Source organism: Pseudomonas sp. GM25 (assembly GCF_000282255.1).
GTDB classification, from domain to species: domain Bacteria; phylum Pseudomonadota; class Gammaproteobacteria; order Pseudomonadales; family Pseudomonadaceae; genus Aquipseudomonas; species Aquipseudomonas aphyarum.
Genome location: NZ_AKJQ01000063.1, coordinates 13,754 through 40,346, shown reverse-complemented (window position 1 = coordinate 40,346; position 26,593 = coordinate 13,754). Strand labels below are relative to the sequence as shown.

The 26,593-nt window shown below is 59.7% G+C and carries 22 protein-coding genes; 13 read left to right on the top strand and 9 right to left on the bottom strand.

Going from position 1 to position 26,593, the window contains the following annotated elements; translation table 11 throughout:
- Positions 1-4: 4 nt before the first annotated feature.
- Together PMI24_RS24170 and PMI24_RS24165 are read right to left on the bottom strand one after the other, a co-directional pair.
- Entirely contained in the window at positions 5-721 is a 717-nt protein-coding gene (locus PMI24_RS24170) for an LrgB family protein (RefSeq protein WP_007958637.1), read from the bottom strand.
- Complete coding sequence (locus PMI24_RS24165; protein WP_007958636.1) at positions 721-1,083, bottom strand: CidA/LrgA family protein; 363 nt, start codon at positions 1,081-1,083, stop codon at positions 721-723. The genes PMI24_RS24170 and PMI24_RS24165 overlap by 1 nt, the downstream gene beginning before the upstream one ends.
- A 193-nt stretch (positions 1,084-1,276) precedes the next feature.
- On the opposite strand from PMI24_RS24165, the gene PMI24_RS24160 reads away from it, so the two are divergent.
- The 4 genes from PMI24_RS24160 to PMI24_RS24145 all read left to right on the top strand — a co-directional run bounded on the left by PMI24_RS24160 (position 1,277) and on the right by PMI24_RS24145 (position 7,066).
- Positions 1,277-1,732 carry a MaoC family dehydratase gene (locus PMI24_RS24160; protein ID WP_007909575.1) on the top strand — a complete coding sequence of 152 codons (456 nt, stop codon included), beginning with the start codon at positions 1,277-1,279 and terminating at the stop codon, positions 1,730-1,732.
- Positions 1,733-1,842: 110 nt separating this feature from the next.
- On the top strand, positions 1,843-3,570 hold the full coding sequence (locus tag PMI24_RS24155; RefSeq protein WP_007958635.1) for a C13 family peptidase: 1,728 nt from the start codon (positions 1,843-1,845) through the stop codon (positions 3,568-3,570).
- 27 nt (positions 3,571-3,597) lie between these two features.
- Complete coding sequence (locus tag PMI24_RS24150; protein ID WP_007958634.1) at positions 3,598-4,239, top strand: oxidoreductase; 642 nt, start codon at positions 3,598-3,600, stop codon at positions 4,237-4,239.
- A gap of 244 nt (positions 4,240-4,483) precedes the next feature.
- Positions 4,484-7,066: a hypothetical protein gene (locus PMI24_RS24145; protein ID WP_007958633.1), complete on the top strand. Its 2,583-nt coding sequence runs from the start codon at positions 4,484-4,486 to the stop codon at positions 7,064-7,066.
- A 43-nt stretch (positions 7,067-7,109) separates the two neighbouring features.
- On the opposite strand, the gene PMI24_RS24140 is transcribed toward PMI24_RS24145, so the two are convergent.
- The 4 genes from PMI24_RS24140 to PMI24_RS24125 all read right to left on the bottom strand — a co-directional run bounded on the left by PMI24_RS24140 (position 7,110) and on the right by PMI24_RS24125 (position 11,502).
- Complete coding sequence (locus PMI24_RS24140) at positions 7,110-7,406, bottom strand: YceK/YidQ family lipoprotein (protein ID WP_007958632.1); 297 nt, start codon at positions 7,404-7,406, stop codon at positions 7,110-7,112.
- A complete protein-coding gene (gene ubiX, locus PMI24_RS24135) occupies positions 7,399-8,046 on the bottom strand; it encodes a flavin prenyltransferase UbiX (RefSeq protein WP_007958630.1) in 648 nt (215 codons plus the stop codon). Before ubiX ends, PMI24_RS24140 begins: the two co-directional genes overlap by 8 nt.
- Positions 8,043-9,392, bottom strand: a complete 1,350-nt coding sequence (gene mpl, locus PMI24_RS24130; protein ID WP_007958628.1) for a UDP-N-acetylmuramate:L-alanyl-gamma-D-glutamyl-meso-diaminopimelate ligase — start codon at positions 9,390-9,392, stop codon at positions 8,043-8,045. The genes ubiX and mpl overlap by 4 nt, the downstream gene beginning before the upstream one ends.
- A 193-nt stretch (positions 9,393-9,585) precedes the next feature.
- The gene (locus tag PMI24_RS24125) at positions 9,586-11,502 is read right to left on the bottom strand and encodes a sigma-54-dependent Fis family transcriptional regulator (protein ID WP_007958626.1); all 1,917 of its coding nucleotides are present in this window, start codon (positions 11,500-11,502) and stop codon (positions 9,586-9,588) included.
- Between the two features lie 299 nt (positions 11,503-11,801).
- Here PMI24_RS24125 and exaC point away from each other — a divergent pair, with 299 nt between their 5' ends.
- The 9 genes from exaC (at position 11,802) to PMI24_RS24080 (ending at position 21,078) form a co-directional block, all read left to right on the top strand.
- A complete protein-coding gene (gene exaC, locus PMI24_RS24120; protein WP_007958625.1) occupies positions 11,802-13,322 on the top strand; it encodes an acetaldehyde dehydrogenase ExaC in 1,521 nt (506 codons plus the stop codon).
- 201 nt (positions 13,323-13,523) lie between these two features.
- On the top strand, positions 13,524-14,894 hold the full coding sequence (eat, locus tag PMI24_RS24115) for an ethanolamine permease (RefSeq protein ID WP_007958623.1): 1,371 nt from the start codon (positions 13,524-13,526) through the stop codon (positions 14,892-14,894).
- An 80-nt stretch (positions 14,895-14,974) separates the two neighbouring features.
- The gene (locus tag PMI24_RS24110) at positions 14,975-16,369 is read left to right on the top strand and encodes an ethanolamine ammonia-lyase subunit EutB (RefSeq protein WP_007958620.1); all 1,395 of its coding nucleotides are present in this window, start codon (positions 14,975-14,977) and stop codon (positions 16,367-16,369) included.
- A complete protein-coding gene (gene eutC, locus PMI24_RS24105) occupies positions 16,366-17,199 on the top strand; it encodes an ethanolamine ammonia-lyase subunit EutC (RefSeq protein WP_007958619.1) in 834 nt (277 codons plus the stop codon). The genes PMI24_RS24110 and eutC overlap by 4 nt, the downstream gene beginning before the upstream one ends.
- A 118-nt stretch (positions 17,200-17,317) precedes the next feature.
- A complete protein-coding gene (locus tag PMI24_RS24100; protein WP_007958617.1) occupies positions 17,318-17,779 on the top strand; it encodes a GNAT family N-acetyltransferase in 462 nt (153 codons plus the stop codon).
- A 227-nt stretch (positions 17,780-18,006) separates the two neighbouring features.
- A complete protein-coding gene (locus PMI24_RS24095) occupies positions 18,007-18,657 on the top strand; it encodes a DedA family protein (protein WP_007958615.1) in 651 nt (216 codons plus the stop codon).
- A 4-nt stretch (positions 18,658-18,661) separates the two neighbouring features.
- Positions 18,662-19,474 (top strand): zinc-dependent peptidase, encoded by an 813-nt coding sequence (locus PMI24_RS24090; RefSeq protein WP_007958613.1) that lies wholly within the window; start codon positions 18,662-18,664, stop codon positions 19,472-19,474.
- A 114-nt stretch (positions 19,475-19,588) separates the two neighbouring features.
- Complete coding sequence (ppa, locus tag PMI24_RS24085) at positions 19,589-20,116, top strand: inorganic diphosphatase (protein WP_007933577.1); 528 nt, start codon at positions 19,589-19,591, stop codon at positions 20,114-20,116.
- Positions 20,117-20,337: 221 nt separating this feature from the next.
- On the top strand, positions 20,338-21,078 hold the full coding sequence (locus PMI24_RS24080; protein WP_007958611.1) for a S24 family peptidase: 741 nt from the start codon (positions 20,338-20,340) through the stop codon (positions 21,076-21,078).
- Positions 21,079-21,448: 370 nt separating this feature from the next.
- On the opposite strand, the gene PMI24_RS24075 is transcribed toward PMI24_RS24080, so the two are convergent.
- The 3 genes from PMI24_RS24075 to PMI24_RS24065 are packed head-to-tail and all read right to left on the bottom strand — an operon-like array spanning position 21,449 to position 26,593.
- On the bottom strand, positions 21,449-22,372 hold the full coding sequence (locus PMI24_RS24075) for a hypothetical protein (protein ID WP_007958610.1): 924 nt from the start codon (positions 22,370-22,372) through the stop codon (positions 21,449-21,451).
- Positions 22,365-23,129, bottom strand: coding sequence for a ubiquinol-cytochrome C chaperone family protein (locus PMI24_RS24070; RefSeq protein WP_007958608.1), 765 nt, complete (start codon positions 23,127-23,129; stop codon positions 22,365-22,367). Before PMI24_RS24070 ends, PMI24_RS24075 begins: the two co-directional genes overlap by 8 nt.
- A 53-nt stretch (positions 23,130-23,182) precedes the next feature.
- Positions 23,183-26,593: a DEAD/DEAH box helicase family protein gene (locus tag PMI24_RS24065; RefSeq protein WP_007958606.1), complete on the bottom strand. Its 3,411-nt coding sequence runs from the start codon at positions 26,591-26,593 to the stop codon at positions 23,183-23,185.

Genomic DNA, 26,593 nt, shown 5'->3' with positions numbered 1-26,593 from the left:
TTCCTTACACCACCATCGACACCGCCAACGGCAGGAACACCGCCGTGGCCACGCCCATCAGACTCATCGCCAGCGCCGCGAAGGCGCCGCACTCATCGCTTTCCTGCAACGCCACCGACGTGCCGACTGCATGCGCCGTCATGCCCAGCGCCATGCCGCGCGCCTCCGGGCTGTGCACGCCGAGGCGGGTCAGCAGCGCCGGGCCGAAGATCGCGCCGATCACCCCGGTGATCAACACGAACACCGCTGCCAGAGCCGCGACGCCACCGATCTGCTCGGCCACCAGCATGGCGATCGGCGAGGTCACCGACTTGGGCGCCATGGTCATCAGGATCATGTGATCGGCACCGAACCACCAGCCCAGCGCCACGCCCATGCCCGTGGCGACCACGCCGCCTATCACCAGCGTAGTAAAAATCGGCCAGAACAATTGACGGATGCGCCGCAGATTCAGATACAGCGGCACCGCCAGTGCCACGGTCGCCGGGCCCAGCAGAATGCTGAGGATCTCGGTGCTCTTGCGGTACTCGGCGTAGGTCAGGCCGCAGCCGACCAGCACGCCGATCACCAGCAGCATCGAGACCAGCACCGGTTGCAGAAAGATCCAGCGGGTTTTCTCGAACGCCGCCAGCACCAGTTGATAAGCACCGAGGGTGATGCCGATGCCGAACAGCGGATGGTGAATCACCGACGCCCAGGCACCTTGCCAGTCGAACAGCATCAGGATTCCTCCGAATGCGGCGCGTGACGCTTGACCAGCCGTTGCATCAGCACGCCGGCGAAGGCCATCGATAGAATCAACGAGACCACAAGCGCACCGACGATGGCCCAGAAATCCGCGGCTATCGCCGTGGCGTAGACCATCACGCCCACCGCCGGCGGCACCAGCAGCAATGGCAGATAACGCAGCAGACTGCCGGCGGCGAGGTTCAACGGCTCGCCGACTTCACCGCGTACGATCAGAAATACCAGCAACAGCAAAAGGCCGATGATCGGCCCCGGCAGTACCGGCAACAGCAAATGATTGAGGGCCGTGCCGAGCAATTGAAACAGCACCAGCATGGTCAGGCCGCGTAGCAACATCCGTCATCTCCGTCCGACATCCCGCCAAGCACGGGCCGGGCATTATAAGCACGCCTGCGCTATGGATCGGCATTCGCCAAAAGCATGGTCGGTTGACCTGAGCAAATCGCCATGATGATCTACAGTGGTTCGCAGGGCGGTCAAATCCCCCACCTGAAAAACTATAAAACCGATGAACCCAAGGAGAGTCTCAATGCCCTATGTTCCAGTTGCAGAGCTCAAAGATTATGTCGGCAAGGAACTCGGACGTTCCGAATGGCTCACCATCGATCAGGAGCGCATCAACCTGTTCGCCGAAGCCACCGGGGATTACCAGTTCATCCATGTCGACCCGGTCAAAGCCGCGCAAACGCCATTTGGCAGCACCATTGCACACGGTTTCCTGTCGTTGTCGCTGATCCCAAAACTGATGGAAGACATCCTGATCCTGCCGCAAGGCGTGAAGATGGTGGTCAACTACGGCCTGGACAGCGTGCGTTTCATCCAACCGGTCAAGGTCAATTCCAAGGTCCGGCTCAAGGTCGACCTCGGTGAAGTGACCGAGAAAAAACCTGGCCAGTGGCTGCTCAAGGCCACCGCCACCCTGGAGATCGAAGGCTCGGACAAACCGGCCTACATCGCCGAACCGCTGTCGCTCTGCTTCGTTTAAGCGCCTGGATGCGAAGCGGCTCACGCTGTTTCGCATCCGCTCCTCCCTGCCGGCTGTATAAGGTCACATAGCTGCGGCATACTCGGTCGCCTAATTGCCCGGATCCCGCTATGCGCTCATTCGCTCCTCTTGCTCCCCTTGCCTTGACCCTGTTGCTGGCCGCGTGTGGCGACGGCGAATCGCTGTTGCCGCCGGATGCGCGCCTGCCCGACGGCGGCCGCTATCGCGGTGAACTGGTCGATGGCTTGCTGCAAGGTCAGGGCCGGGTCGACTACCCCAACGGCAGCTGGTACGCCGGGGCGTTCGACAAGGGGCAATGGCATGGCCAGGGCGAATGGCATGGCAGCAATGGCGAGGTCTATCGCGGCAACTTCCAGCAAGGGCTGTTCGACGGCCAGGGCACGTTGACCACCACGGCCGGCAGCTACACCGGCGGTTTCAAGCTGGGCCGGCGCGACGGCGAAGGCACCCTCAAAGAAAACGCGATGACTTATCGCGGCGAATTCAAGGCCGACCAGTATTCCGGGCTCGGTCGCCTCGAGCTGGACGACGGCAGCTCCTATCAGGGCCAGTTCGCCCACGGCAAACCCAACGGCGAAGGCCAGCGCGGCGATGCCAGCGGCAATCAGTTCACCGGCCATTTCGTCAACGGCCAGCTCGAAGGCAACGGCACCTTCAACAGTGCCGACGGCGACATCTACGTCGGCGGTTTCAAGAACAATCAACTGCACGGCAAGGGCCGCTACGAAAATGCCGACGGCGATGTCTGGCTCGGGCAGTTCAAGGAAGGCGCGCTGACCGGCAAGGGCGAACTGATCGGCGCCGACGGCAGCCACTACATCGGTTACTTCAATGATTGGCGCTTCAGCGGCCAGGGCCGCCTGAACCTGTCCGATGGCAGTTTCTACGTCGGCGGGTTCGACAGCGACAGCTACGCGGGCCGGGGCACGCTGGTGCTGACTGACGGCACGGTACTCAGCGGCACCTGGATCAACGGCCAGCGGGTACGCGATGCCGACGGCAAGTTGCTGCCGGACACCCTCGAACTCGGCCTGCTGGCCCAGGGTCGCCTGCTCGATGAAGCGCTGGCCAATGTGCCGATCTCGACCCCTGCGGTGGAGCTGTACACCCTGACCCTCGGCGGCGACGGCAAACAGAGCGTGTTCCTGCGTGAATCCGATTACGTGGCCAACATGCTCACCAGCCGTTTCGGCGCGTTTGGCCAGATCCGCTTGGTCAACCATCGCGACCACCTCGGCGACCGGCCGATGGCCACCCGCGAAAACCTGCGCCGCGCAGCCCTGACCCTCGCCGAACGCAGTGGCCCGGAAGATCTGGTGTTCATCTACCTGACCAGCCACGGCACCGCCGAGCACGAACTGGTGCTCGACCAGCCGCGCATGGAACTGGCCGACCTGCCCGCCGACGAACTCGCCGCCGTGCTTGCACCGCTGAAGAATCGCGACAAGATCATTGTCATCTCCTCGTGCTATTCCGGTGGTTTCATTCCCGCGCTGAAGGACGAACGCACGCTGATCATGACCGCCTCGCGCGCCGACCGCGTGTCGTTCGGCTGCTCCGAGGAGGCCAACTTCACCTACTTCGGCGATGCCCTGTTTGCCCAGGCGCTGAACCAGACCGACGACCTGGAGCAAGCCTTCAGGCTGGCCAAGGCCACCGTCGCCGAGCGCGAACTGGCGGACAACTTCGAAGCCTCTGAACCGCAGATCTGGGCGCCGAAAACCGTACTGGCACATTGGCAACTGCTGCGTAAACAGCAAGCGAGAAAAGCATTGCAAAGTGCTGCGTTGAACGACGGAGCGATAAAGAGCAACTAAGCTGAACAGTATCAAGGGAGAGACACTATGTACTTGACGCCTCAGCATGTCTTGCTTGCCGGAGCCACCGGATTGACCGGTGAACATCTGCTCGACCGCCTGCTCAACGAGCCGACGATCAGCCGCGTCCTTGCCCCCTCACGCCGGCCGCTGGCCGAACACCCGCATCTGGAAAACCCGGTCGGTGATCCGCAGACCTTCCTGCCGCAACTGGCCGGTCGGGTCGACATTGCCTATTGCTGCCTCGGCACCACCATCAAACAGGCCGGCTCCGAAGAGGCGTTTCGCGCCGTGGATCTGGACATGGTGGTGGCGTTCGCCAAACGCGCGCGGGAAATGGGCGCACGGCACCTGATCGTGATCAGCGCCTTGGGGGCCGATCGCCGGTCCTCGGTGTTCTACAACCGGGTCAAAGGCGAGATGGAATACGCATTGCGCGCGCAGGACTGGCCGCAATTGACCATCTGCCGGCCATCGCTGTTGCTCGGCGAACGCAGCGAGCCCCGTCTGGGCGAACAGCTCGCCGCGCCATTCTCTAAATTGATTCCCGGCAAATACCGTGGCATCGAAGCCTGCCAACTGGCCCGTGCCATGTGGCGCCTGGCGCTGGAGGAGCAGGATGGCGTGCGGATTGTCGAGTCGGACGAACTGAGAAAACTCGGCAAGTAAGCTCACTCGCCACAGCGGTTCAACGCGGATCCCGGGTAACCATTTCCAATGAAGCCCGAGGATCTTGCGTGAACTGGCCGACATTCGAAATGAAGTGAATCGAATCAACCCGCGTGTAGTAACTATCTACTACGTGCCCCTTCCCTTTCATGGATAACGTGCCCTCCAGCACACCTGCGTCTACGGCCATTCCGCCACGGGATGACACCACAGCACGTCAGGCAATCAATGAAAGGATTCCTTGATGGCACCGCAAACAAAAACGTCGAAAGGCACCAGCAAAAATACCCCCACCCTCGACAGGACTCCGGAAACGTCGTTGACTCAGCGTCATGATTTTCCGGGTTTGATTCGATTCCCGGAAACAGACAGCGTCAGCCGCCCCACGGAGGCGCCTGCACCCCACTCTTCAAGTGACACATTGCCCGCGATACAGATTCAGGATCTGACCCACCCGGCTGGAGACACCGAAGGAGGATCACCCAGCAACCCACACGCGAGCGGATCGATCCGTCAGTACGAGTTGCCGACGCAATTGCGAACGCTATTGCCTGCCGTCAACACCGAAGGGTTGCGGGTTCACAGGGGGCGCATTTATGCCGAGGTGCAATACACCACGACCACGACGGTCATGGTGGCCTGGGACGAAGGCCTCGGCACCTACCGAGCCATGCGGTCACAGGAAGCGCAGCCCTCGGGCCCCATCCTGCAATTCGACCCCGAAAGCAATACCTGGCGGGTCGCTGAGCCGCGGATTAACAGTCAGCCCCTCGAGTCCACGGTACACCGGCAGGCAGACAATACCGACGATAACCCAGCACAGCACCACCTGCAGGGACCGGCCCGGACGCAACCGAACGCTGCACCGATTTACGTCGACACCCAACATTACGTATGGAACGAGAAGGCCAACAATCACCATGGCTATGTGGTCCTGCACCGAAAAATGCGCCGGACCGACGAGGTCGGGCCGCCGCTGCATCATGCATTCATGGACGAAAGCGGCTCGTTTGTCAGTGTCGAGCCTTCCGCCTCGCGAATCGATCAGCCAGCCGAACTGTTAACAGCCTGGACAGACCGCGATATCTGGGATTTCTACGGGATACAGGGCGCAGAAATCACCCGTTTCCGCAGCGAAGCGCACAGCACCGGCAAGAAACCTCTATGGGCTACCGTTCGGACACAACGGATGGAAAACGCCTACCTGTTTGACGAGCTATACCGCTGGTCTGGCATGGACATGGATCGCGGCCTGTTCAACAGCCTGCTGAACCATCAGAACCGCACGCCAGCCCAATGGGCAGAACACCTCCAGTCCGTCACCTTGCACCGCAGCCCATCTGGCCCACAAACGCCATTGCCAAGCCCGCCAACACCCGGCTCGCCCTCTCCACGCCCATCAACACCCGACACGTCCGGGACAGCGGACGCCATGATTGCCTACGGTGATCAGCGCCACTACACCTGGGATCTCGACAAGTCGAATTTCCATGGTTATGTCGAAATGCAGCGCAAGCCTGGCCTGAATGACAATCATGGACCTCTCACCCAACTGGCGTTTCGTGAAGGCGCCAGCCTGATTGTCGTCAAAGCCACCGATTATCCGATCTACAAAGAGAATGTTCTGCGCCCGTTCTGGCGGGACATCGACATCTGGAACCTTTACAGGATCGAAGGACCCGACATCGTGCGCTTTCGTCAGGACGTTGCGCTCCATCAGAAACCGCCTGCCTGGGTCAAACAACGGGAATACCCTTCCCAGCGTGAACAGCTGATCGACTACCTGCGGCTGTGGACCAACCCTGATTCTCCGCTCAAAACACGAGAGCAAATCCTCGCCCGGTTCCAGCCCTACAATCTTTCCGTCCAGCAACTAATACGACTGTGCAAAGAGCTGTCGCCGACAGGGCAGTTCAAGAACCTGATCAATGATGAAATGCCAGGGTGGGTCAAGACCTATCAGGATCGCACCCGGCTGGTAACCAACGAAAAACTCTTCGAACCGTTTCTGCCGGAAATCGATGCTGAAATCATCCAGCTGAGAAATCAGGGAGAAGGCACCAGCCTGCTGAAGGCGAGTCTGACCGAACCCTTCTTTCAGGAGCTGTTGCGGCTCAGCGGCTTCAAGCGCAACACGCACAATTATCTGTACAGAACCGACATTCCTGCCGTGTTCAAAGTGGATGACCGGACACCTTTCGAAATAGCCCGGCCCGGGGCCATGGTCCCACGCGTGGTATCGGCCGTGGGCGCAACAAGCGAGACACCCGTCAGTGCAATGTTCAGCCTGAAGACCGCCATGGATTTTGCGAATGAAACCAGAGGAGTGACGGGCATAGAGGCGCACCAGACAACCAGCGGCACTTCGACGCCCCCCGCTCAACGCATCCGGTTTTGCTACCTGCTCGATACCCGCAATGTGGAAGTCGTTGCGGGACAGGACAATCGCGTCTACAACCCGACGCGGCTCGAACGAAGCCCCGCGGACGGCAAAACGTGGTTCCCGAGCATGAAAATGGAGGGGCATGTTTCGATGTCGTCGATCGGTTTCACGTCGAGGCGCGTCTGGCTGGTCAACTCAGGCATGACCCGCGCGGCGACAGTGGAAGATATCCATTTGCAGGCGCTGACACACGCCACGGGATCAGATCAGAACCCTGCAGACGTCATCGAAGCCCGCACACGGGCAGGAGAATTGAACCGGGACGAATATGACGGGTTGATCGATGAAGTGGCGAATGCCGGCAAACGCGTTATCGAATTGCCGGCAGGACAGGACATATTCTCCGACGACATCGCCTTTCCGCCCGAAACGATCACGTTGTAGGGAACTTCAATGCCACGCCCCTGCGGGGTCGTGCCATTGATTTTCATAACCCGCCAGTCGCCTGAAACCCTACACCGATCACCGTCAGCAACGACAACGGCAACAGCAGCGTATCGAGCAATGCGCTGGCCGGCAGATCCACACCGGGGTAACTCGGCGCCTCGGCGCCGAATCGGTCCATCGCGCAACATCCGCCATTCATCGCATACAGATCCAGCCGCGTACCGGAATACACCACCGGCGCACCGGGCTTGGCGGCATCCAGCGTGCGCGCCGTGGCGCAGCCGGTCAGTTGCAGCGCCAGCGCCATCAACAGCACAGACGCCAGCAGCTTATTCATCGCTGCTCAGATGGTGTTCGCCCCAACGCGGCAGCATGTCCTGGGGAATGCCCAGCAGATTGAGAATCCGCGCCACCACGAAATCGATCAGATCATCGATGGTCTGCGGCTGGTGATAGAAACCCGGCGAGGCCGGCAGGATGGTCACGCCCATGTTCGACAGCTTGAGCATGTGTTCCAGGTGAATGCTCGAATACGGCGCTTCGCGCGGCACCAGAATCAACTGGCGACGCTCCTTCAACGTCACGTCCGCCGCCCGTTCGATCAGATTGTTGCAGGCGCCGGTGGCAATGGCCGACAAGGTGCCGGTCGAGCACGGCACCACCACCATGGCGGCCGGGGCACCGGAGCCCGAGGCCACTGGCGACATCCAGTCTTCTTTGCCGTACACGCGGATCTGCCCGGCGGACGCGCCGGTGTATTCGGTGAGGAACGCCTGCATCATTTGCGGCTTGGCCGGCAGCGACACGTCGGTCTCGGTGGCCATCACCAGTTGCGCGGCCTTGGAGATCAGGAAATGCACCTCGCGATCCTCGCGCACCAGACAATCCAGCAGGCGCAAGCCGTACTGGGCGCCGGACGCGCCAGTCATCGCCAGCGTGATGCGTTCCGGGCCATTGCTCGCCAGACGCGTGTTCATTTCAGCGCCTCGGCGAGTTTGCCGTGCAGGCCGCCGAAGCCGCCGTTGCTCATGATCACCACGTGGGTGCCGGGCTGGGCCTGGCTCTTCACGCGTTCAATGATGCCTTCCAGCGAGTCGCTGACAATCGACGGCACGGTGCAAAGTGCGGCGGTGCCTGCCAGATCCCAGCCGAGGTTGGCCGGGGCGTACCAGATCACCTGATCGGCATCGACCACGCTGTCCGGCAGACCGTCACGGTGGGCGCCGAGCTTCATCGAATTGGAGCGCGGTTCGATGATCGCGATCAGCGGCGCATCGCCAATGCGTTTGCGCAGGCCGTCGAGGGTGGTGGCAATCGCGGTCGGGTGGTGGGCGAAGTCGTCGTAGATGGTGATGCCGCGCACTTCCGCGACTTTCTCCATCCGGCGTTTGACGCTCTTGAATGCGCTCAGCCCGGCAATGCCCATCGATGGCACAACACCGACGTGACGCGCAGCGGCCAACGTCGCCAAGGCGTTGGCAACGTTGTGCTGACCGGTCAGTTCCCACTCGACCACGCCTTGGGACACGCCTTCGAACATCACTTCGAACGCCGAGCCGTCGTCTTTCAGCAACTTGACCTGCCACTGACCGCCGGCACCGGTGGTTTGTACCGGGGTCCAGCAGCCCATCTCGATCACGCGCTGCAAGGCCGGTTCGGTGGTCGGGTGAATCACCAGGCCTTCGCTCGGGATGGTTCGCACCAAGTGATGGAATTGACGTTCGATGGCCGGCAGATCAGGGAAGATGTCGGCGTGATCGAACTCAAGGTTGTTGAGGATCGCGGTGCGCGGACGGTAGTGGACGAACTTCGAACGCTTGTCGAAGAACGCGCTGTCGTATTCGTCGGCCTCGATCACGAAGAACGGCGTGCCGCCCAGACGTGCCGACACCGAGAAATTCTGCGGCACGCCGCCGATCAGGAAGCCCGGACTCATGCCGGCATGCTCCAGCACCCAGGCGAGCATGCTGCTGGTGGTGGTCTTGCCGTGCGTACCGGCAACCGCCAGCACCCAGCGCCCTTGCAGCACATGGTCGGCCAGCCACTGCGGGCCGGAGACGTACGGCAGGCCTTTGTTCAGCACATATTCCACTGCCGGATTGCCGCGGGACATGGCGTTACCGATCACCACCAGATCAGGTGCCGGATCAAGCTGCGCCGGGTCGTAACCCTGGGTCAGCTGAATGCCCTGGGCTTCGAGCTGGGTGCTCATCGGCGGATAGACGTTGGCATCGGAGCCAGTCACGTGATGGCCCAGCTCTTTGGCCAGAACCGCCATCGAGCCCATGAAAGTCCCGCAGATACCCAGAATATGAATGTGCATAGTCGACCTCGTAAAACATGGCCGCAGGTTAGCGCAGGGAGGGGGAAATCGCACTCTTTAGCTGATCACACGACATGATCGTTCCCACGCTCTGCGTGGGAATGCAGCACAGGACGCTCTGCGTCCAAAAGCGGACGCGGAGCGTCCGGGGAGGCGTTCCCACGCAGAGCGTGGGAACGATCGGCAGGAGTATTCAGGCGGTTCGGGCAATCCCGTGCTTGCGCAGTTTTCTATAAAGCGTATTGCGACTGACACCCAGTTGCTGCGCCGTGTGGGTCATGTGCCAGCGCGTGTGCTCCAGCGCATTGAGCAAGGCCAGCCGCTCGGCATCTTCCAGCGGATGTTCAGATGACGATTCATCGGTTTTTACCAGCAACGGCTGCACCTGCCGAAACATCGCCGGCAAATCCTCCAGCCCGATCCGCCCTTCATCGCACAGCGCCGCCAGCGTGCGCAGCACATTGCGCATCTGCCGCACGTTGCCCGGCCAGTTGAACCCGAGCAACGCCAGGCGCGCCGCTTCGTCGATCAGGATCGCTTCCCCGCCCGCCTCTTCGGCCAGCAGAAAATCCAGCAGCTGCGACTTGTCACTGCGCTCGCGCAACGGTGGCAGCGCCACTTCCAGCCCGTTGAGCCGGTAATAAAGATCTTCCCGGAAACTGCCATCGCCAACCCGTTCCAGCAGATTGCGGTGGGTGGCACTGATGATCCGCACGTTGACCGCTTCCGGCTCGCCGCCGATCGGCACCACTTGCCGGTCTTCGAGCACCCGCAAAAGCCGGGTTTGCAGTGCCAGCGGCATGTCGCCGATTTCATCGAGGAACAGCGTGCCGCCATCGGCCTGCTGCAACTTGCCGCGCATGCCGTCCTTGCGCGCACCGGTGAAACTGCCGCCGCGATAACCGAACAGTTCGCTCTCGATCAGGCTTTCGGGAATTGCCGCGCAGTTGAGAGCAACGAACGCTTTGCCGGCGCGCTGACTGGCGTTGTGCACAGCCTTGGCGAATGCTTCCTTGCCGGAGCCGGTTTCGCCGTTGATCAGCAGCGGCACGTCACGCTCGAACACTCGCAATGACTTACGGAAATCCGCCTGCAACGCCGCATCACCAAGGCAAATGCCCGCAAGACGCGGCGCTTCCACAGGCGCCGGAGCCGGTACTGCTGGCAGCGGCCGACGGGTTTCGCCGCGCAGCACCGCAAACAGATGCCGCCCATCGCGGGTACGCAACGGCCAACTGGCGCTGGCATTGGCACTGGCGCGCCCGAGCAATTCATCCAGCGAACAATCGAAAAACGCCTCAACCGGTTTACCGAGCAAGCCGCCACGGATGTGCCCGAGCAGGTTCAATGCACTCTGATTGACCGCACTGATCCGCCCTTCCCCGTCAAACGCCAGCAGCCCTTCGCTGAACAGCCCGACAGACTCGGCCTGAAGATGGAATCGCAACAGCCATTGGTTATCGAAACAGCGCAGGAAATAGCAGCTCTCGATCATCTTCGCCGACAGATTGACCAGCGCCATCGTGTGGAACTGGCTCTGCCGCGAGACGTCATGCCGAGCCGAAGAAACGTCGAGCACCGCCAGCAGTTCGCCGTGCGGGTCGAACACCGGGCTCGCCGAGCAGGTCAGGCCGGTGTGGCGGCCGCGAAAGTGTTCGTCCTGATGGATGGTCAGGGCCTGACGTTCCACCAGGCAGGTGCCGATGCCGTTGGTGCCCTCGCAGGCCTCGCTCCAGTCAGAACCCAGCCACAGGCCGGCGCGTTCGAAAATCTTGCGTTCGGCGGGGGCGGTGACGCAGTTGAGGATCACCCCGCGCGCGTCGGTCAGCAGTACCGCATGCCCGGCGCCGGAGAGTTGTTGATGAAGGCTGCTCATTTCATTGCCGGCAATCTGCAACACCTGCTGCAACCGTTCGCGGCTTTCGAGAACCCGACCGTGTTCGAGCACGGTCGGCGCCATGGTCAGGGCCGGGTCGAGGTGATAGTCCTCAAGACAACGCAGCCACGAGCGGGCAATCGACGGGTCGGCACCGGGGCCATGCAGGTGCGGCTTGCCCTGGGTGACGGTGAGAACCTGTTGGGCATGGCGACTCAAATGGTTGTCGTGCATTTCTTATTATTCTCCCCGAGGCTCATCGGCCCATGCGTGAAGTGGTGCCCAGCATCCTCCAGCCAACCGGTCTTTGCAATGCTGGCAAGACCGCCCGGTCACGGGTTGTGCCAGAAGCGGTACAAACTGTCACCCGGGCTGTACCGATACCGTCACAGACGCTTGCCACTTGTCCGACAGAAATCACGCAAGGCCTTGATTTGCCTGACCTGCACGGCAGTGGCCCGACCTTTGCTCTACGCTTATAGCAAGCGCTCATGCGCGTCTCTCTGATAAGTACAACAGCCAAGGAGAACATCATGCGTTACGCTCACCCCGGTACTGAAGGCGCCAAAGTCTCGTTCAAGAGCAAGTACGGTAACTACATCGGCGGCGAGTTCGTCGCGCCTGTCAAAGGTCAGTACTTCACCAACACCTCGCCAGTAAATGGCCAACCGATTGCCGAATTCCCGCGCTCCACGGCCGAAGACATCGAAAAAGCCCTGGACGCCGCCCACGCCGCTGCCGATGCCTGGGGTTCCACTTCCGCTCAGGCGCGCTCGCTGATCCTGCTGAAAATCGCCGACCGCATCGAACAGAACCTCGAAACCCTGGCGATCACCGAAACCTGGGACAACGGCAAAGCCATCCGCGAAACCCTCAACGCCGACATCCCGCTGGCCGCTGACCACTTCCGTTATTTCGCCGGGTGCCTGCGCGCCCAGGAAGGCAGCGCCGCCGAGATCGACGGCAATACCGTGGCCTATCACATCCATGAACCATTGGGCGTGGTCGGCCAGATCATCCCGTGGAACTTCCCGATCCTGATGGCCGCGTGGAAACTCGCCCCGGCCCTGGCCGCCGGCAACTGCGTGGTGCTCAAACCTGCCGAGCAAACCCCGCTGGGCATCAGCGTACTGCTGGAGCTGATCGGCGACCTGCTGCCGCCGGGCGTGCTCAACGTGGTGCAAGGGTTCGGCAAAGAAGCCGGCGAAGCCCTGGCCACCAGCAAGCGCATCGCCAAGATCGCCTTCACCGGCTCGACCCCGGTCGGCTCGCACATCATGAAATGCGCTGCCGAAAACATCATTCCGTCCACCGTTGAGCTGGGCGGCAAGTCGCCGAACATTTTCTTCGAAGACATCATGCAGGCCGAGCCGAGCTTCATTGAAAAAGCTGCCGAAGGCCTGGTGCTGGCGTTCTTCAACCAGGGCGAAGTCTGCACCTGCCCTTCCCGTGCACTGGTTCAGGAATCGATTTATCCGCAGTTCATGGAAGCGGTGATGAAGAAAGTCAGTCAGATCAAACGTGGCGACCCACTCGATACCGACACCATGGTTGGCGCCCAGGCATCCGAGCAGCAATTCGACAAGATCCTTTCGTACCTGGAAATCGCCAAGGGCGAAGGTGCCGAACTGCTGACCGGCGGCAAGGTGGAAAAACTCGAAGGCAACCTGGCCTCCGGTTATTACATCCAGCCGACCCTGCTCAAGGGCACCAACAAGATGCGTGTGTTCCAGGAAGAAATCTTCGGCCCGGTGGTGAGCATCACCACCTTCAAGGACGAAGCCGAAGCCCTGGCCATCGCCAACGACACCGAGTTCGGCCTGGGCGCCGGCCTCTGGACCCGCGACATCAACCGCGCCTATCGCATGGGCCGCGCCATCAAGGCCGGTCGTGTGTGGACCAACTGCTACCACCTGTACCCGGCGCACGCCGCGTTCGGCGGGTACAAGAAGTCCGGCGTCGGCCGTGAAACCCACAAGATGATGCTCGACCACTACCAACAGACCAAAAACCTGCTGGTGAGCTACGACATCAACCCGCTGGGCTTCTTCTAAAAAACCGGGCGACACCGAACAATCGGTGTCGCCCTTTTCATCCCGATGACAATACCTGGCCTGGCCGCTCTGGCACGGGCCTTGCGTACCCGTCATTCAGGATTTGCGTGAACACTGCCGCTGCGTGAACAGCATCCACCCACTCAACCGCTGCACCCGAAAGTCCAACAGATCGAACAATAAAAAAGACAGAGAGGACTTATGACTTCCACCACACAGCTCAAACCCACACTCGGCACCCTGCACCTCTGGGGCATTGCCGTCGGCCTGGTGATTTCCGGCGAATACTTCGGCTGGAGTTACGGCTGGGGCACGGCGGGAACCCTGGGCTTCCTGGTCACGGCCCTGATGGTCGCGACCATGTACACCTGTTTCATCTTCAGTTTCACCGAACTGACCACCGCCATTCCCCACGCGGGCGGGCCGTTTGCCTACAGCCGTCGGGCGTTCGGCGAGAAAGGCGGGTTGATCGCCGGCATCGCCACCCTGATCGAATTCGTGTTCGCCCCGCCGGCCATTGCCATGGCCATCGGCGCGTATCTGAATGTGCAATATCCGGGGCTCGACCCCAAACTCGCGGCGGTCGGCGCGTATTTCGTGTTCATGACCCTGAACATCCTCGGCGTCAGCATCGCCGCGACCTTTGAGCTGGTGGTGACCGTGCTCGCCGTCGCCGAACTGCTGGTGTTCATGGGCGTGGTTGCGCCGGGCTTCAGCTTCAGCAACTTCGTGCTCAACGGCTGGTCGGGCGCCAATGAGTTCACGATGGGCTCGATTCCGGGCATTTTCGCGGCGATTCCCTTCGCGATCTGGTTCTTCCTCGCTATCGAAGGCGCGGCCATGGCGGCCGAGGAGGCCAAGGACCCGAAACGCACCATTCCACGGGCCTACGTCAGCGGCATCCTGACCCTGGTATTCCTGGCCATCGGCGTAATGGTGATGGCCGGCGGCGTCGGCGACTGGCGTCAACTGTCTAACATCAACGACCCGTTGCCGCAGGCGATGAAAGCAGTGGTCGGCAACAATTCGACCTGGATGCACATGCTGGTGTGGATCGGCCTGTTCGGGCTTGTAGCGAGTTTCCACGGGATCATCCTCGGCTACTCGCGGCAGTTCTTCGCCCTGGCCCGGGCCGGTTACCTGCCCAAAGGCCTGGCCAAACTCTCGCGCTTCCAGACCCCGCACCGGGCGATCCTGGCCGGCGGCGTGGTCGGCATCGCGGCGATCTACAGCGACGGACTGGTCAACCTGCAAGGCATGACCCTGACGGCGGCGATGATCACCATGTCGGTGTTCGGTGCGATCGTGATGTACATCATCAGCATGCTCAGCCTGTTCAGACTGCGCAAAACCGAGCCGAACCTGGAGCGCACCTTCCGCGCGCCGGGCTATCCGGTGGTGCCGGCCATCGCGCTGTTCCTGGCCGTGGTGTGTCTGGTGGCGATGGCCTGGTTCAACACGCTGATTGGCTGCGTGTTCCTTGGTTTCATGGCTGCTGGTTACCTGTACTTCCAGCTGACCGCCAAGCAACGCTCCGAAGCCCCGGCAGACGCTATGCTCGAAGGTATCTAAACGCTAACTGAGCTGCACCGGCATCGGGCCTCGGGCTCGGTGCCCGCACTAAAAGCATTCATTCAGGAGGAACGCGCCCAATGGCCGCATTTGCCCATACCGTCGGCGCCCATACCTACCGCTTCGACAGCCTCAAGGACGTGATGGCCAAGGCCAGCCCGGCACGTTCCGGGGACTTCCTGGCGGGCGTCGCCGCGCTCAACGATGGCGAGCGGGTGGCCGCGCAAATGGCGCTGGCCGACATCCCGCTCACGCATTTCCTGCAGGAAGCGTTGATCCCCTACGAATCCGATGAAGTAACCCGGCTGATCATCGACAGCCATGACAAACAGGCCTTCGCAGTCGTCAGCCATCTCACGGTTGGCGGCTTTCGCGACTGGCTGCTCAGCGAAGCGGCCGACGAGTCCAGCCTGCGCGCCCTCGCCCCCGGCCTGACGCCGGAAATGGTCGCGGCCGTGTCAAAGATCATGCGCGTGCAGGATCTGGTGCTGGTGGCGCAGAAGATCCGCGTGGTCACAAAGTTTCGCGGCACCCTCGGCCTGCGTGGACGGTTATCCACAAGGCTGCAACCCAATCACCCGACCGACGAACCGTCCGGCATCGCCGCGAGCATTCTCGACGGTCTGCTGTACGGCAACGGCGACGCGATGATCGGCATCAACCCGGCCACCGACAGCATCGCCTCGATCTGCGCGATGCTGGAAATGCTCGACGCGATCATCCAGCGCTACGACATTCCGACCCAGGCCTGCGTGCTGACCCACGTCACCACCTCTATAGAAGCGATCAACCGTGGCGTGCCGCTGGATCTGGTGTTCCAGTCGATTGCCGGCACCGAAGCGGCCAACGCCAGTTTCGGCATCAACCTGAACATCTTGCAGGAAGGTTATGAAGCGGGCCTGAGCCTCAATCGCGGCACGCTCGGGCAGAACCTGATGTATTTCGAAACCGGCCAGGGCAGCGCGCTGTCAGCCAACGCCCACCACGGCGTCGATCAACAGACCTGCGAGACAAGGGCCTACGCCGTGGCGCGACATTTCAAGCCGTTTCTGGTGAACACCGTCGTAGGATTCATCGGCCCGGAATACCTCTACAACGGCAAACAGATCATCCGCGCCGGCCTCGAAGACCACTTCTGCGGCAAGTTGCTCGGCGTGCCGATGGGCTGCGACATCTGCTACACCAACCACGCCGAGGCCGACCAGGATGACATGGACACCCTGCTGACCCTGCTCGGCGTGGCCGGGATCAACTTCATCATGGGCATCCCCGGTTCCGACGACATCATGCTCAACTATCAGACCACCTCGTTCCACGACGCGCTCTATGCGCGTCAGACCCTGGGCCTGAAACCGGCGCCGGAGTTCGAGCAGTGGCTGGCGAACATGGGCATCTTCACCCAGGCGGACGGCAAGGTCCGCTTCGGCAACAACCTGCCGCCGGCCTTCCGCCAGGCCTTGGCGCAACTGGGATGAGTCAGATGGAAAAACCGCCCGTCGATCCACAAAACCCGTGGCTGGAGCTGCGTCGTCTGACCCCGGCGCGCATTGCCCTCGGTCGTACCGGCACCAGCCTGCCGACCCGTGCACAGCTGGATTTCCAGTACGCCCACGCCCAGGCTCGGGACGCCGTGCATTTGCCGTTCGATCACGCCGGGCTCAGCGCCCAACTGACCGAGCGCCAGCGCGACAGTCTGCTGCTGCACAGCGCGGCGGCAGATCGCAACAGCTACCTGCAACGCCCGGATCTGGGGCGCAAGCTGAGCGATCAATCGGCGCAAACCCTGCGCGAATACGCCCAGGCGCACCCGGGCGGCGTGGATCTGGTGATTGTGGTGGCGGATGGTCTCTCGGCGCTGGCGGTGCATCGGCATACCCTGCCGTTCCTGACCCGCCTGGAAGAACAGATGAGCGCCGACGAATGGTCAACAGCGCCGGTGGTGCTGGTGGAACAGGGTCGAGTGGCGATTGGCGATGAAATCGGCCAGTTGCTGGGCGCCAAAATGGTCGTGATGCTGATTGGAGAGCGTCCGGGCCTCAGTTCGCCGGACAGCCTGGGGTTATATTTCACCTACAATCCAAAGGTCGGCCTCACAGATGCTTACCGCAATTGCATCTCCAACGTGCGGCTGGAAGGACTCAGCTACGGCATGGCGGCGCATCGCTTGCTGTACCTGATGCGCGAAGCCTGTCGGCGACAGCTGTCGGGCGTCAATCTGAAGGACGAGGCGCAGGTTCAGACGCTGGAATCGGAAGCCGGTGCAGACATGAAGAGTAATTTCCTACTCGATCCGCCCCCAGCCTGAACCGTTTCCGCATTGCCTTTCTGCGCCGGTTTGAGGCAGGATCGACGCACGGCCGCCCAAGGTTTCCCGATGCCGTCAGCCCCACGTGAAGACAGCCAATTGAAGGACGAGACCTACCATGCGGATTATCCAAGCGACCCTCGAACACCTGGATTTGCTGACCCCGTTGTTCGTTAAGTACCGCGAGTTCTACGGCTCCCTGCCCTATCCGGACTCGTCCCGGGCCTTTCTCGAAAAGCGCCTGCGACGCAAGGAATCGGTGATCTACCTGGCCCTCGCCGATGACGACGACAAGAAGCTCATGGGCTTCTGCCAGCTCTATCCGAGCTTTTCCTCCCTGTCGCTCAAGCGCGTGTGGATCCTCAACGACATCTACGTCGCCGAAGACGCCCGCCGCCAGCTGGTGGCCGACAACCTGATCCGCACCGCGAAGAAAATGGCCAAGGAAACCCAGGCCGTGCGCATGCGCGTCTCCACCAGTGCCGACAACGAAGTGGCGCAGAAAACCTACGAATCCATCGGATTCAAGGAAGACACCGAGTTCAAGAACTACGTGCTGCCGATCAGCGACGAGCTCTGATCGCGGAGTGCCCTGCGGGGAGGGAGCAGACTCCCTCCCCAAAATGAATGCCAACCCGACATTTATTCACACCGACATCCCCCGCTACAAAACCAACGCGCTTTTCACCTCTCAAACCGTATAATCCCGAGCTTTCCGGCTTGTAAGAAAAACTACACCTGCTTGTAGGCTTACACGAAGTCATCCGCACAGGTCTGCCGAGTCAGGCCGTCACCACAGGTGCCTCCATGGATTTCAACCCGCTCGATCTTGTCCTGCATCTCGACGTTTATCTCGACCTGCTGGTGAATAATTACGGGCCATGGATCTACGCCATCCTGTTTCTGGTGATCTTCTGCGAGACCGGTCTGGTAGTGATGCCATTCCTGCCGGGTGATTCCTTGCTGTTTATCGCCGGTGCAGTGGCTGCGGGTGGCGGCATGGACCCGGTGCTGCTGGGCGGCCTGCTGATGCTGGCGGCGATCCTCGGCGACAGCACCAACTACGTGATCGGACGAACGGCGGGCGAGAAGCTGTTCAGCAACCCGAACTCGAAAATTTTCCGCCGCGACTACCTGCAAAAAACTCACGACTTTTACGACAAGCACGGCGGCAAAACCGTGACGCTGGCGCGCTTCCTGCCGATCATCCGTACCTTTGCACCGTTCGTCGCTGGCGTGGCGAGAATGCCCTACCCGCGCTTCTTCGGCTTCAGTGTCCTCGGGACAATTCTCTGGGTCGGCGGTCTGGTCACCCTGGGTTACTTTTTCGGCAACGTACCGTTCATCAAGAAAAACCTGTCGTTGCTGGTGGTCGGCATCATCCTGCTGTCGCTGATTCCGATGATCCTCGGTCTGGTGCGCAGCCGTTTCGGCGGCGCCAAAGCCCAATCGCACTAAGCCGATGTGGTCGCTGAGCGCCTGGCGACGCCGGCGCATTCTGGCCAGGCACCCGATTGCCGACGAACTGTGGCAGCGGGTGCGCCATCATCTGAGTTTTCTCGATGGCATCAGTCCCGCTGAAGACCAGTGGCTGCGCGAAGCCAGCGTGCTGTTCCTCGAAGACAAACACCTGACCGCCCTGCCCGGCGTCGAATTGCACCAGGAACAACGCCTGCTGCTCGCCGCCCAGGCCCAATTGCCGCTTTTGCATCTCGGCGATCTGAACTGGTATCAGGGTTTCCACGAAATCGTCCTCTACCCCGACGACTTCCTCAGCCCCCAGCGCCATCGCGATGCCAGCGGTGTCGAACATGAGTGGGACGGCGAACACAGCGGCGAAGCCTGGCAGCAAGGGCCGATCATTCTCGCCTGGCCCGGCGTGATGGCCAGTGGTGGCTGGGAAGGCTACAACCTGGTGATCCACGAACTGGCGCACAAACTCGACATGCTCAACGGCGACGCCAACGGCCTGCCGCCGCTGCATGCCGACATGCGGGTCAGCGACTGGGCCGAGGTGATGCAGGCGGCGTACGACGACCTCAACCGCCAGCTCGACCGCAACCCGGAGGCCGAAACCGCCATCGACCCGTATGCCGCCGAGAACCCGGCCGAGTTCTTTGCCGTCACCAGCGAGTACTTCTTCAGCGCTCCGGACTTGCTGCACGAGACTTATCCACAGGTGTATGCGCAGCTGCGGCTTTTCTACCGCCAGGATCCGTTGGCGCGCCTGAAGCAACTTCAGGCCACCGACCCGGTCTATCAGGCTCACGAGTAAAGGTCTGCACGACTTCCGGTACGTGGCGTCCACGGCAGAATATGCCTATAATCGCCGCCACTTTTTGGTCAATCCGGCCAAGTGTTTTTGGTCAACTAACGGGGGCAACGCCCAATGAGCTACAGCAAGATTCCGGCTGGCAAAGACCTGCCGAACGACATCTACGTCGCGATCGAGATCCCGGCCAACCACGCGCCGATCAAATACGAAATCGACAAAGACAGCGATTGCCTGTTCGTTGACCGTTTCATGGCCACCCCGATGTTCTACCCGGCCAACTACGGTTACATTCCGAACACCCTGGCTGACGACGGTGATCCCCTGGACGTGCTGGTTGTAACCCCTTACCCGGTTGCTCCAGGTTCGGTGATCCGCGCTCGTCCGGTCGGTATCCTGAACATGACCGACGACGGCGGCGGCGATGCAAAAGTCATCGCAGTCCCACACGACAAGCTGTCCCAGCTGTACGTGGACGTGAAGGAATACACCGACCTGCCAGCCCTGCTGATCCAGCAGATCGAGCACTTCTTCGCGAACTACAAAGATCTCGAAAAAGGCAAATGGGTGAAAATCGAAGGCTGGGACGGCGCTGACGCTGCACGCGCCGCGATCACCAAGTCGGTTGCTGCCTACAAAGGCTAAGCCTCGCGACCTGCGACACGCTTGAAGAAAACCCCGGTTGATCCGGGGTTTTTTGTGCCTGCCTGATAAGTGCTTAAACGACTTGTTTATAGCGGCCTACAGAAAAGTTTTAGTGTGTGTAATTTCCCACAAGGGCGTCTTACATCCCGTCGCAAAATTTGCCCTGATTTTGAACGCAAGGTTTATTCAAACCGCTCTAGGCCGGCCGTAGACTCGTGTTTATGAGAAAGAACACTAGCGGTCCAAGATTCAAGGCACTCCTGGAAGCTGCGAACATCACCACCACGGGATTCGCAAAGTTCTGGGGCACGGAAGCCCAAAACGTTCATAACTGGTACACCCGGGGCGTACCCGCGTACCGCATGGAAGAAGTTGCGCGCCTGCTGTCCGTCAACAGCCAATGGCTGAAGACCGGCGAAGGCCCGAAAGACGCCCCGCACCTGCATACAGAGTCGGGCGACATCCTCGATGCCCATGCCATTCGCGGCGTCTACACGGTGCTCGAAACCAACGACATCGAACTGCCCCTCTACAAGGAAACCCCGACCGCCCCCGGCTCCGGCAAGACCCACGTCATCAAGGACCCGGAACAAACCATCCGCCTGCCCCGCAGCCACCTCGAAACACTGGAAATCCGCCACACTGACGCCATCTGCACGCACATGATCGGCAACAGCATGGCCGAGAAAATCGAAGACGGCTCCACCCTCGCCATCGACCGCGGCCTCACCCAGGTGGTGGACGGCGAAATCTACGCCATCGAACACGACGGCATGCTGCGCATCAAATACCTGCACCGCATGCCCGGCAATGCCCTGCGCCTGCGCAGCCACAACAGCGCGGAATACCCGGACGAGATCTTCCGCGCGGCGCAGATCGAGGAGCAGAGGATTCATGTATTGGGGTGGGTATTCTGGTGGTCGACGCTGGGCAAGCGCCGGCCGGTGGTGCCGTTTCTCTGAGCCTCCGTCACTTCCGGCCCCTGCGCAGAACTTGGTGAGAGTGGGCTTGGTCCGGGCGGCGATCCGACGAAGAGGCCCGGATACCTGGTACAAATCCCTGCTTTCTGCCGCAGAAATCGCTCTATTCCGCACTTGAGACTGGGAATCCCCAACAAAACTCAGTATCCTGCGCCCCACATTCGCGCATCGACCCGCCAAGCGGCCCAGATGACGCCTGACGCGGCAGACCACTGTCTGACCAAGTCCCACAGCCGGACGCAAGATCCGGGTGTACGTTTTGAAGGCTGGCGCGGTTTACCAAAAATAAACCAAGCCAGTCCCCGAGAAGCCGGCCACAAGCCGGCTTTTTAATGCCTGCTGAAAATACCTCTCAGCGATTGGCGAGGTAGATCAACATTCCTTGCTGATCCAACTCTTCAGTCGATGGCAAATCAGAAGGAAGCAGTTTGTTTTCATGCATGAAATCAAGCTGAAGCACATTCCCCTTCAAAACCTGATGTACCTGAGTTGCCTGATTAGCTAAGCCGATCAAACTGGCGCTGGCTTGTTGGTCGTAGTTACCGGGAACGAAACGTCGCAATGGGTCACTCAAAATCGCTGTAAGAGTCTTCCCAAACTCAGCGTGATCAGTGGTGAGTTTCTGAGCGACAGTGAGAGCAGCTTTTTGCTCACCCAGTTCAGACAACGCCTGAATTCGCCCCTGCCCTGAAGCCAACCATGAGCGATAGCTCATCGAAAGCTCAAAGGCACGTAGATACTCCTTGTTATCGGCTGCGAGCTTGCGGACCACACCATGAAAATAATTCTGGCCAACAGCGCATTGAGTTTCGGCTATGGATAACTTCTCATGAACAAGTTTGGGGGAAACGTAATGCTGAAGATCAGCCAGCGTACTCATCGCTGCACTCACAGGTGCAAAGTTGGCCATCCACTGCTTGTCGTCAAACCACTTTTGATTTGCCTTTACCTCATTTACAGCATCGCCAATAACTGAAAGCTGCCGCTCAATCCCCTGTAGCTTTCGATAAATCATGGCAAAGCCGACAGCACTCACAACCAGGTTGGCGACCTGAAGTCCCATCAACACCTGGCCTTGCATCATCAACTTCGACAACTGCCCATTAAGTACTTCTGATGGCGGCTCAGTGCTGACGGAATCACCCTCTCTCAACCAGGCAACGACCTTTTTCGTGACCTTATCCCGGATCACACCGCCGACACGCTCTAGCTCACCAGACTGAAGTCCAGCCGCGAGCCACTCGGGCACTTTAAATACAACGCTCAAATCAATCATCGAAAGCGCCCTCAAATGCCGAGCTCATCTGAGCACACATCATTTTCTGCCTGAGCATCGCGATATGCAGAACGCAGGGCACAGTCACTCGGAACGCTGGGCCTGCCAAATCAATCGCAGTCCAGATACCGGTGAGGATCCAGCCGATTGGCCCCATAAACACAGCTAAACCACGCCCGAGAGCAGCGCTAGCAGCACCACCGGCGACAAACGTGATGCCATAACCAAGAAGCTGTTTAGCCATGGCACTGGCAATGATTGCCGACAATTGGTAAGTGACTACGCCTGCTGCCCTGGCTCCCAATAGAGTCAGGAGAGACGCACCAGACAACAACGCACTCAGATCACTTTTACCAAGTCCTGCCTCTTTGAGAATAGCCTCCATGTCCGCACGCTCTTGCCCTTCAGCTTTTTTCAGCGCGTCACGCAAAATCTTCTGAATAAGTTCTTCTTCGAGCTGAACGAGGCCGAAAGAGTCGATTTCTTTAACGCCAAATTTGCTGGCTACATCCTTCACAACCTCATGATATTCCGGCCCTTCACTACGGAAGAGATTTACGAAACTATTACCTCCGAACAAACGGATTTCGTCGAGAATCAGACCGGGATAGCGTCGATGATTGGGGCTATGCGCTTTGTAGAGTTCTTTCCCAGACAAGCTTTCAGTAGTACTGGCTTTAAGAATGTATTCGACCAGAGGTTTCAGATCATCATTCGAAGCTTTTGCCATCACGTCTGTGGTTGAAATTGCAGTCATCGTGCAGCTCCTTTAAACCTTTTAATCCATTTCTATAAATTCAGTGATGAGCCTTAAGCTACGCGGGCTCCAGCCTCAATCTTTTGAAGCGCCGCAAACAACTCATCCACCTGCTTTGAGTCGAACAAGTCATCTGGCCCTTTAGGGGTGATATCGGTGAACGGCGATTTATAGAGCAGATTCGCATCCATCGCCCCATGTTCCGTGAGGTGCTGTATCACCAAATTGCTGAACTCGATCTGGCTGGCATTCAATGCTCTTCCTGCCAAAAACCCCGACAGCGCATCAGTTGCCGCGTCGCGATCCAATCCAACCAAGGAGCGAATGAACAAACCCAAGCCTTTAGCTTGGTCACGCGCTCGACTGATCTCGCCTGCACCCGCCCCGCTTTCAACCAACATCTGTTCAAGTGCTTCAAGATCCAGCGCAGTTAGCGGCTGATTCCGTCGCAGCTTCTGCAAGGACAAATGATCCTGATGCGCCCTCAGAAACGCACGGGCCTTGTCACGAAAACGCTCGAAACTTGCCGGGTTCACCATCGAAGGCATGATCACTTCGTCGATTTGGCCCAGCTCATCTTCAAAATCGGTATAGACGCGAACGCCTCGTCCCTTTTCCAGCAATTTGATCAAGCTGCGTAGTTTGCGACGCGCCTGTTCCAGCATCGAAACCGTTACGTCTTCCCACCACTCCTGACTCGCCACGGCCTCGACCATCAGCAAATGCTCTGCAATCGCCGGGATGTTGCTTTGGCCCAACAGCGCCTCCGCCAGCTCCCGAACCTTTTCGCTCAAGTTGGCGAAGCCTGGCTCGGCGTTGAGAACACATAGCTGCAGTCTGAGCAGCAAAAGGTCGAAACGCTTGGCTTCCTCATCTTCTTCCGCCAACTGGGTCGGTAGCCCGGACAGATGTTCAGCAAGCTCCTGCAGTTGGGTGTCACTGAGATCTTTCCAGATACCGGCAGCGCAGAACCGCTCAACCCAGTAACGCTTTGGTCGAACCACAAAGTTATCCAGCGTCATGGCACTGACTCGTTCGTGTAACCCACGGGCAATGTCATCACGCAGTTCATCGTCGCTATAGATGATGGAGTAGGTGCCGCAAGACTCTCTGGCATCAACACTTTTTCGGCGTCGATCCAGCGCCGCCAACACCTGCAAACGCGCTTTGAACAAACGCTGCCCCAGTGGCTCGCTCAACGTGCCCTCAGTTGGCTCAGGGTTCTGGTTGAAATATTCCAGGTTCTGGCAGAAATCAAAGATGAAGAAGTCCTCTTTATCCTGGTCTGGCCCGAACAGGTCATCGCACAATCGCGTACCACGCCCGACCATTTGCCAGAACTTGGCTTTGGAGCGAACGATCTTGAAGAACACCAGATTGACCACTTCCGGCACATCAATACCGGTGTCGAGCATGTCCACGGAAATGGCAATGTGCGGCGCTTTGTCCTTGATCGAGAAATCATCAATCAGAGATTGTGCGTAATCGGTTTTGTAAGTCACCACCCGAGCGAAAGCACCCTTCTTGTCCGGATAGCTCGCGTCGAACCGCTCGGCGATGAACTCAGCATGTGCGTTGTTCTTGGCGAAAATAATGGTCTTGCCCAACCGATCGCCGCCCGCCACTTTGTGGCCGCGCTCCATCAGTGTCTGCAGCACCTTGTCGACCGTGTCGGTGTTGAACAACCAGCGGTTGACCGCATCAGCGCTGACCTCGTCCGGAACTTCTTGCTCTTCGCCCCATTCGAGCTCGTCCCACTGGTCTTTCTCTTCTTCAGACAGTTCGTCGTAGCTGATTCCTTCGCGCTGGAATTTCAGCGGCACCGAAACCCCACGCGGTTTGACCAGATAACCCTCGGCAATCGCATCATCCAAAGTGTAGGCATCGGTCGGGACGCCACTTTCAAGGTTGAACAGGCTGTATGTGTTCCGATCGATTTCGTCTTTAGGCGTCGCGGTCAGGCCAACCAGCAACGCATCGAAGTAGGAAAAGATCGCGCCGTACTTTTGATAAACCGAACGGTGCGCCTCATCGATGATGATCAGATCGAAATGACCGACACCGAAGCGCCGCTGCCCTTCCTGCTTTTCATCGATCAGGCCCATCATCGTTGGGTAGGTCGAGACGTAGACGCGGCCCTCGGTGTTCTTCTCGGTCACCAGATTGACCGGCGCCGCGTTGGGCAAAAACTTCTTGAAAGCATTCGCAGCCTGATTGACCAAGGCCACGCGATCGGCCAGAAACAGAATGCGTTTCGCCCAATTACAGCGCATCAGCAAATCGCTCAAAGCGATGACTGTCCGGGTCTTGCCGGCCCCAGTCGCCATAACCACCAACGCTTTGCGCTGGTGATCCTGCTCGAAGGTCTCACCGATACGGCGAATGGCCCGTTGCTGATAGTGCCGCTCGACAATAAGCGGATCAATCGTCGCCTCACCCAATTTCTTGCGGCTGCTACGACGCTGAATCAGCAGCGCCAATTCGGCCTTTTTGTGGAAGCCCTGAATGAGCCGCGGCGGGTAAAGCAAGTCATCCCACAGCCAGTGTTCGTAGCCATTGGTGAAATAGATCAGTGGGCGCTGGCCGAACATCGACTCCAGGCAATCGGCATACAACTTGGCCTGCTGCTGCCCCTTGCGGGCATCGTGCTGCGTGCGCTTGGCTTCGATCAACGCCAGCGGTTTGCCGTCGTCGCCCCACAGCACGTAATCGACAAAACCTTGTTCTTTACTGTTCGGCATGCCCGCGACTTCAAACTCACGATCACGGGCGGCATTCAGTGGCCAGCCTGCCTCGTGCAGCAACTGATCGATAAACAGGTCACGGGTTTGTGCTTCGTTGTAATCGTGGTTATCCGGCTGACTGGCATTGACGGCTTTGGCAGCGGCCACATCAGCACGTAGCTGGACCAGTTCTTGATCCAGCGCGGCGTTTTTCTTCTGTGCTTGCGCCAGCGCGGCGTCTCGTTGAGCGAGTTCGCGTTCAAGCTTTTGCAGTTGCGCCTGAGTTTGCGTCGCGGCGATTTGCGGCGGCTTGGGCAATAGCGCCGAGTCGAACTTTAATGCGCCATCGGGTTTGCCCGCCGCGCTGCGTGCGTAATGCCGCCCCAACCAATAAGCCACATGAAACAGTTCGCTCAGCACCGCTTTGGCGTCTTGCTCACGCACTTGCCGGGCGCTGTGCACGGCATCGTTACCGCGCTTGCGGATGACTTCCATTTTGGCGTGGAGCATCGGCCCGGTCAGGGTCTTGAACGTTGGCTCAAACAGGAACGCCGACAGGTCGCTTTTGTACGGCAGCTTCAGGCTGCGATCAGCCTTGAACAGCCACGCCACCAACAACTCCAGCGTACGCCGGGCATAGAAGCAGGACGTGCGCGGATCCGCCAACACATTGGCTTCAGCCTTCAGCGCCTCGGCATGCAGCCCGGGCCATTCAGCGCGCAAGAAGGCAAAGTTACTCAT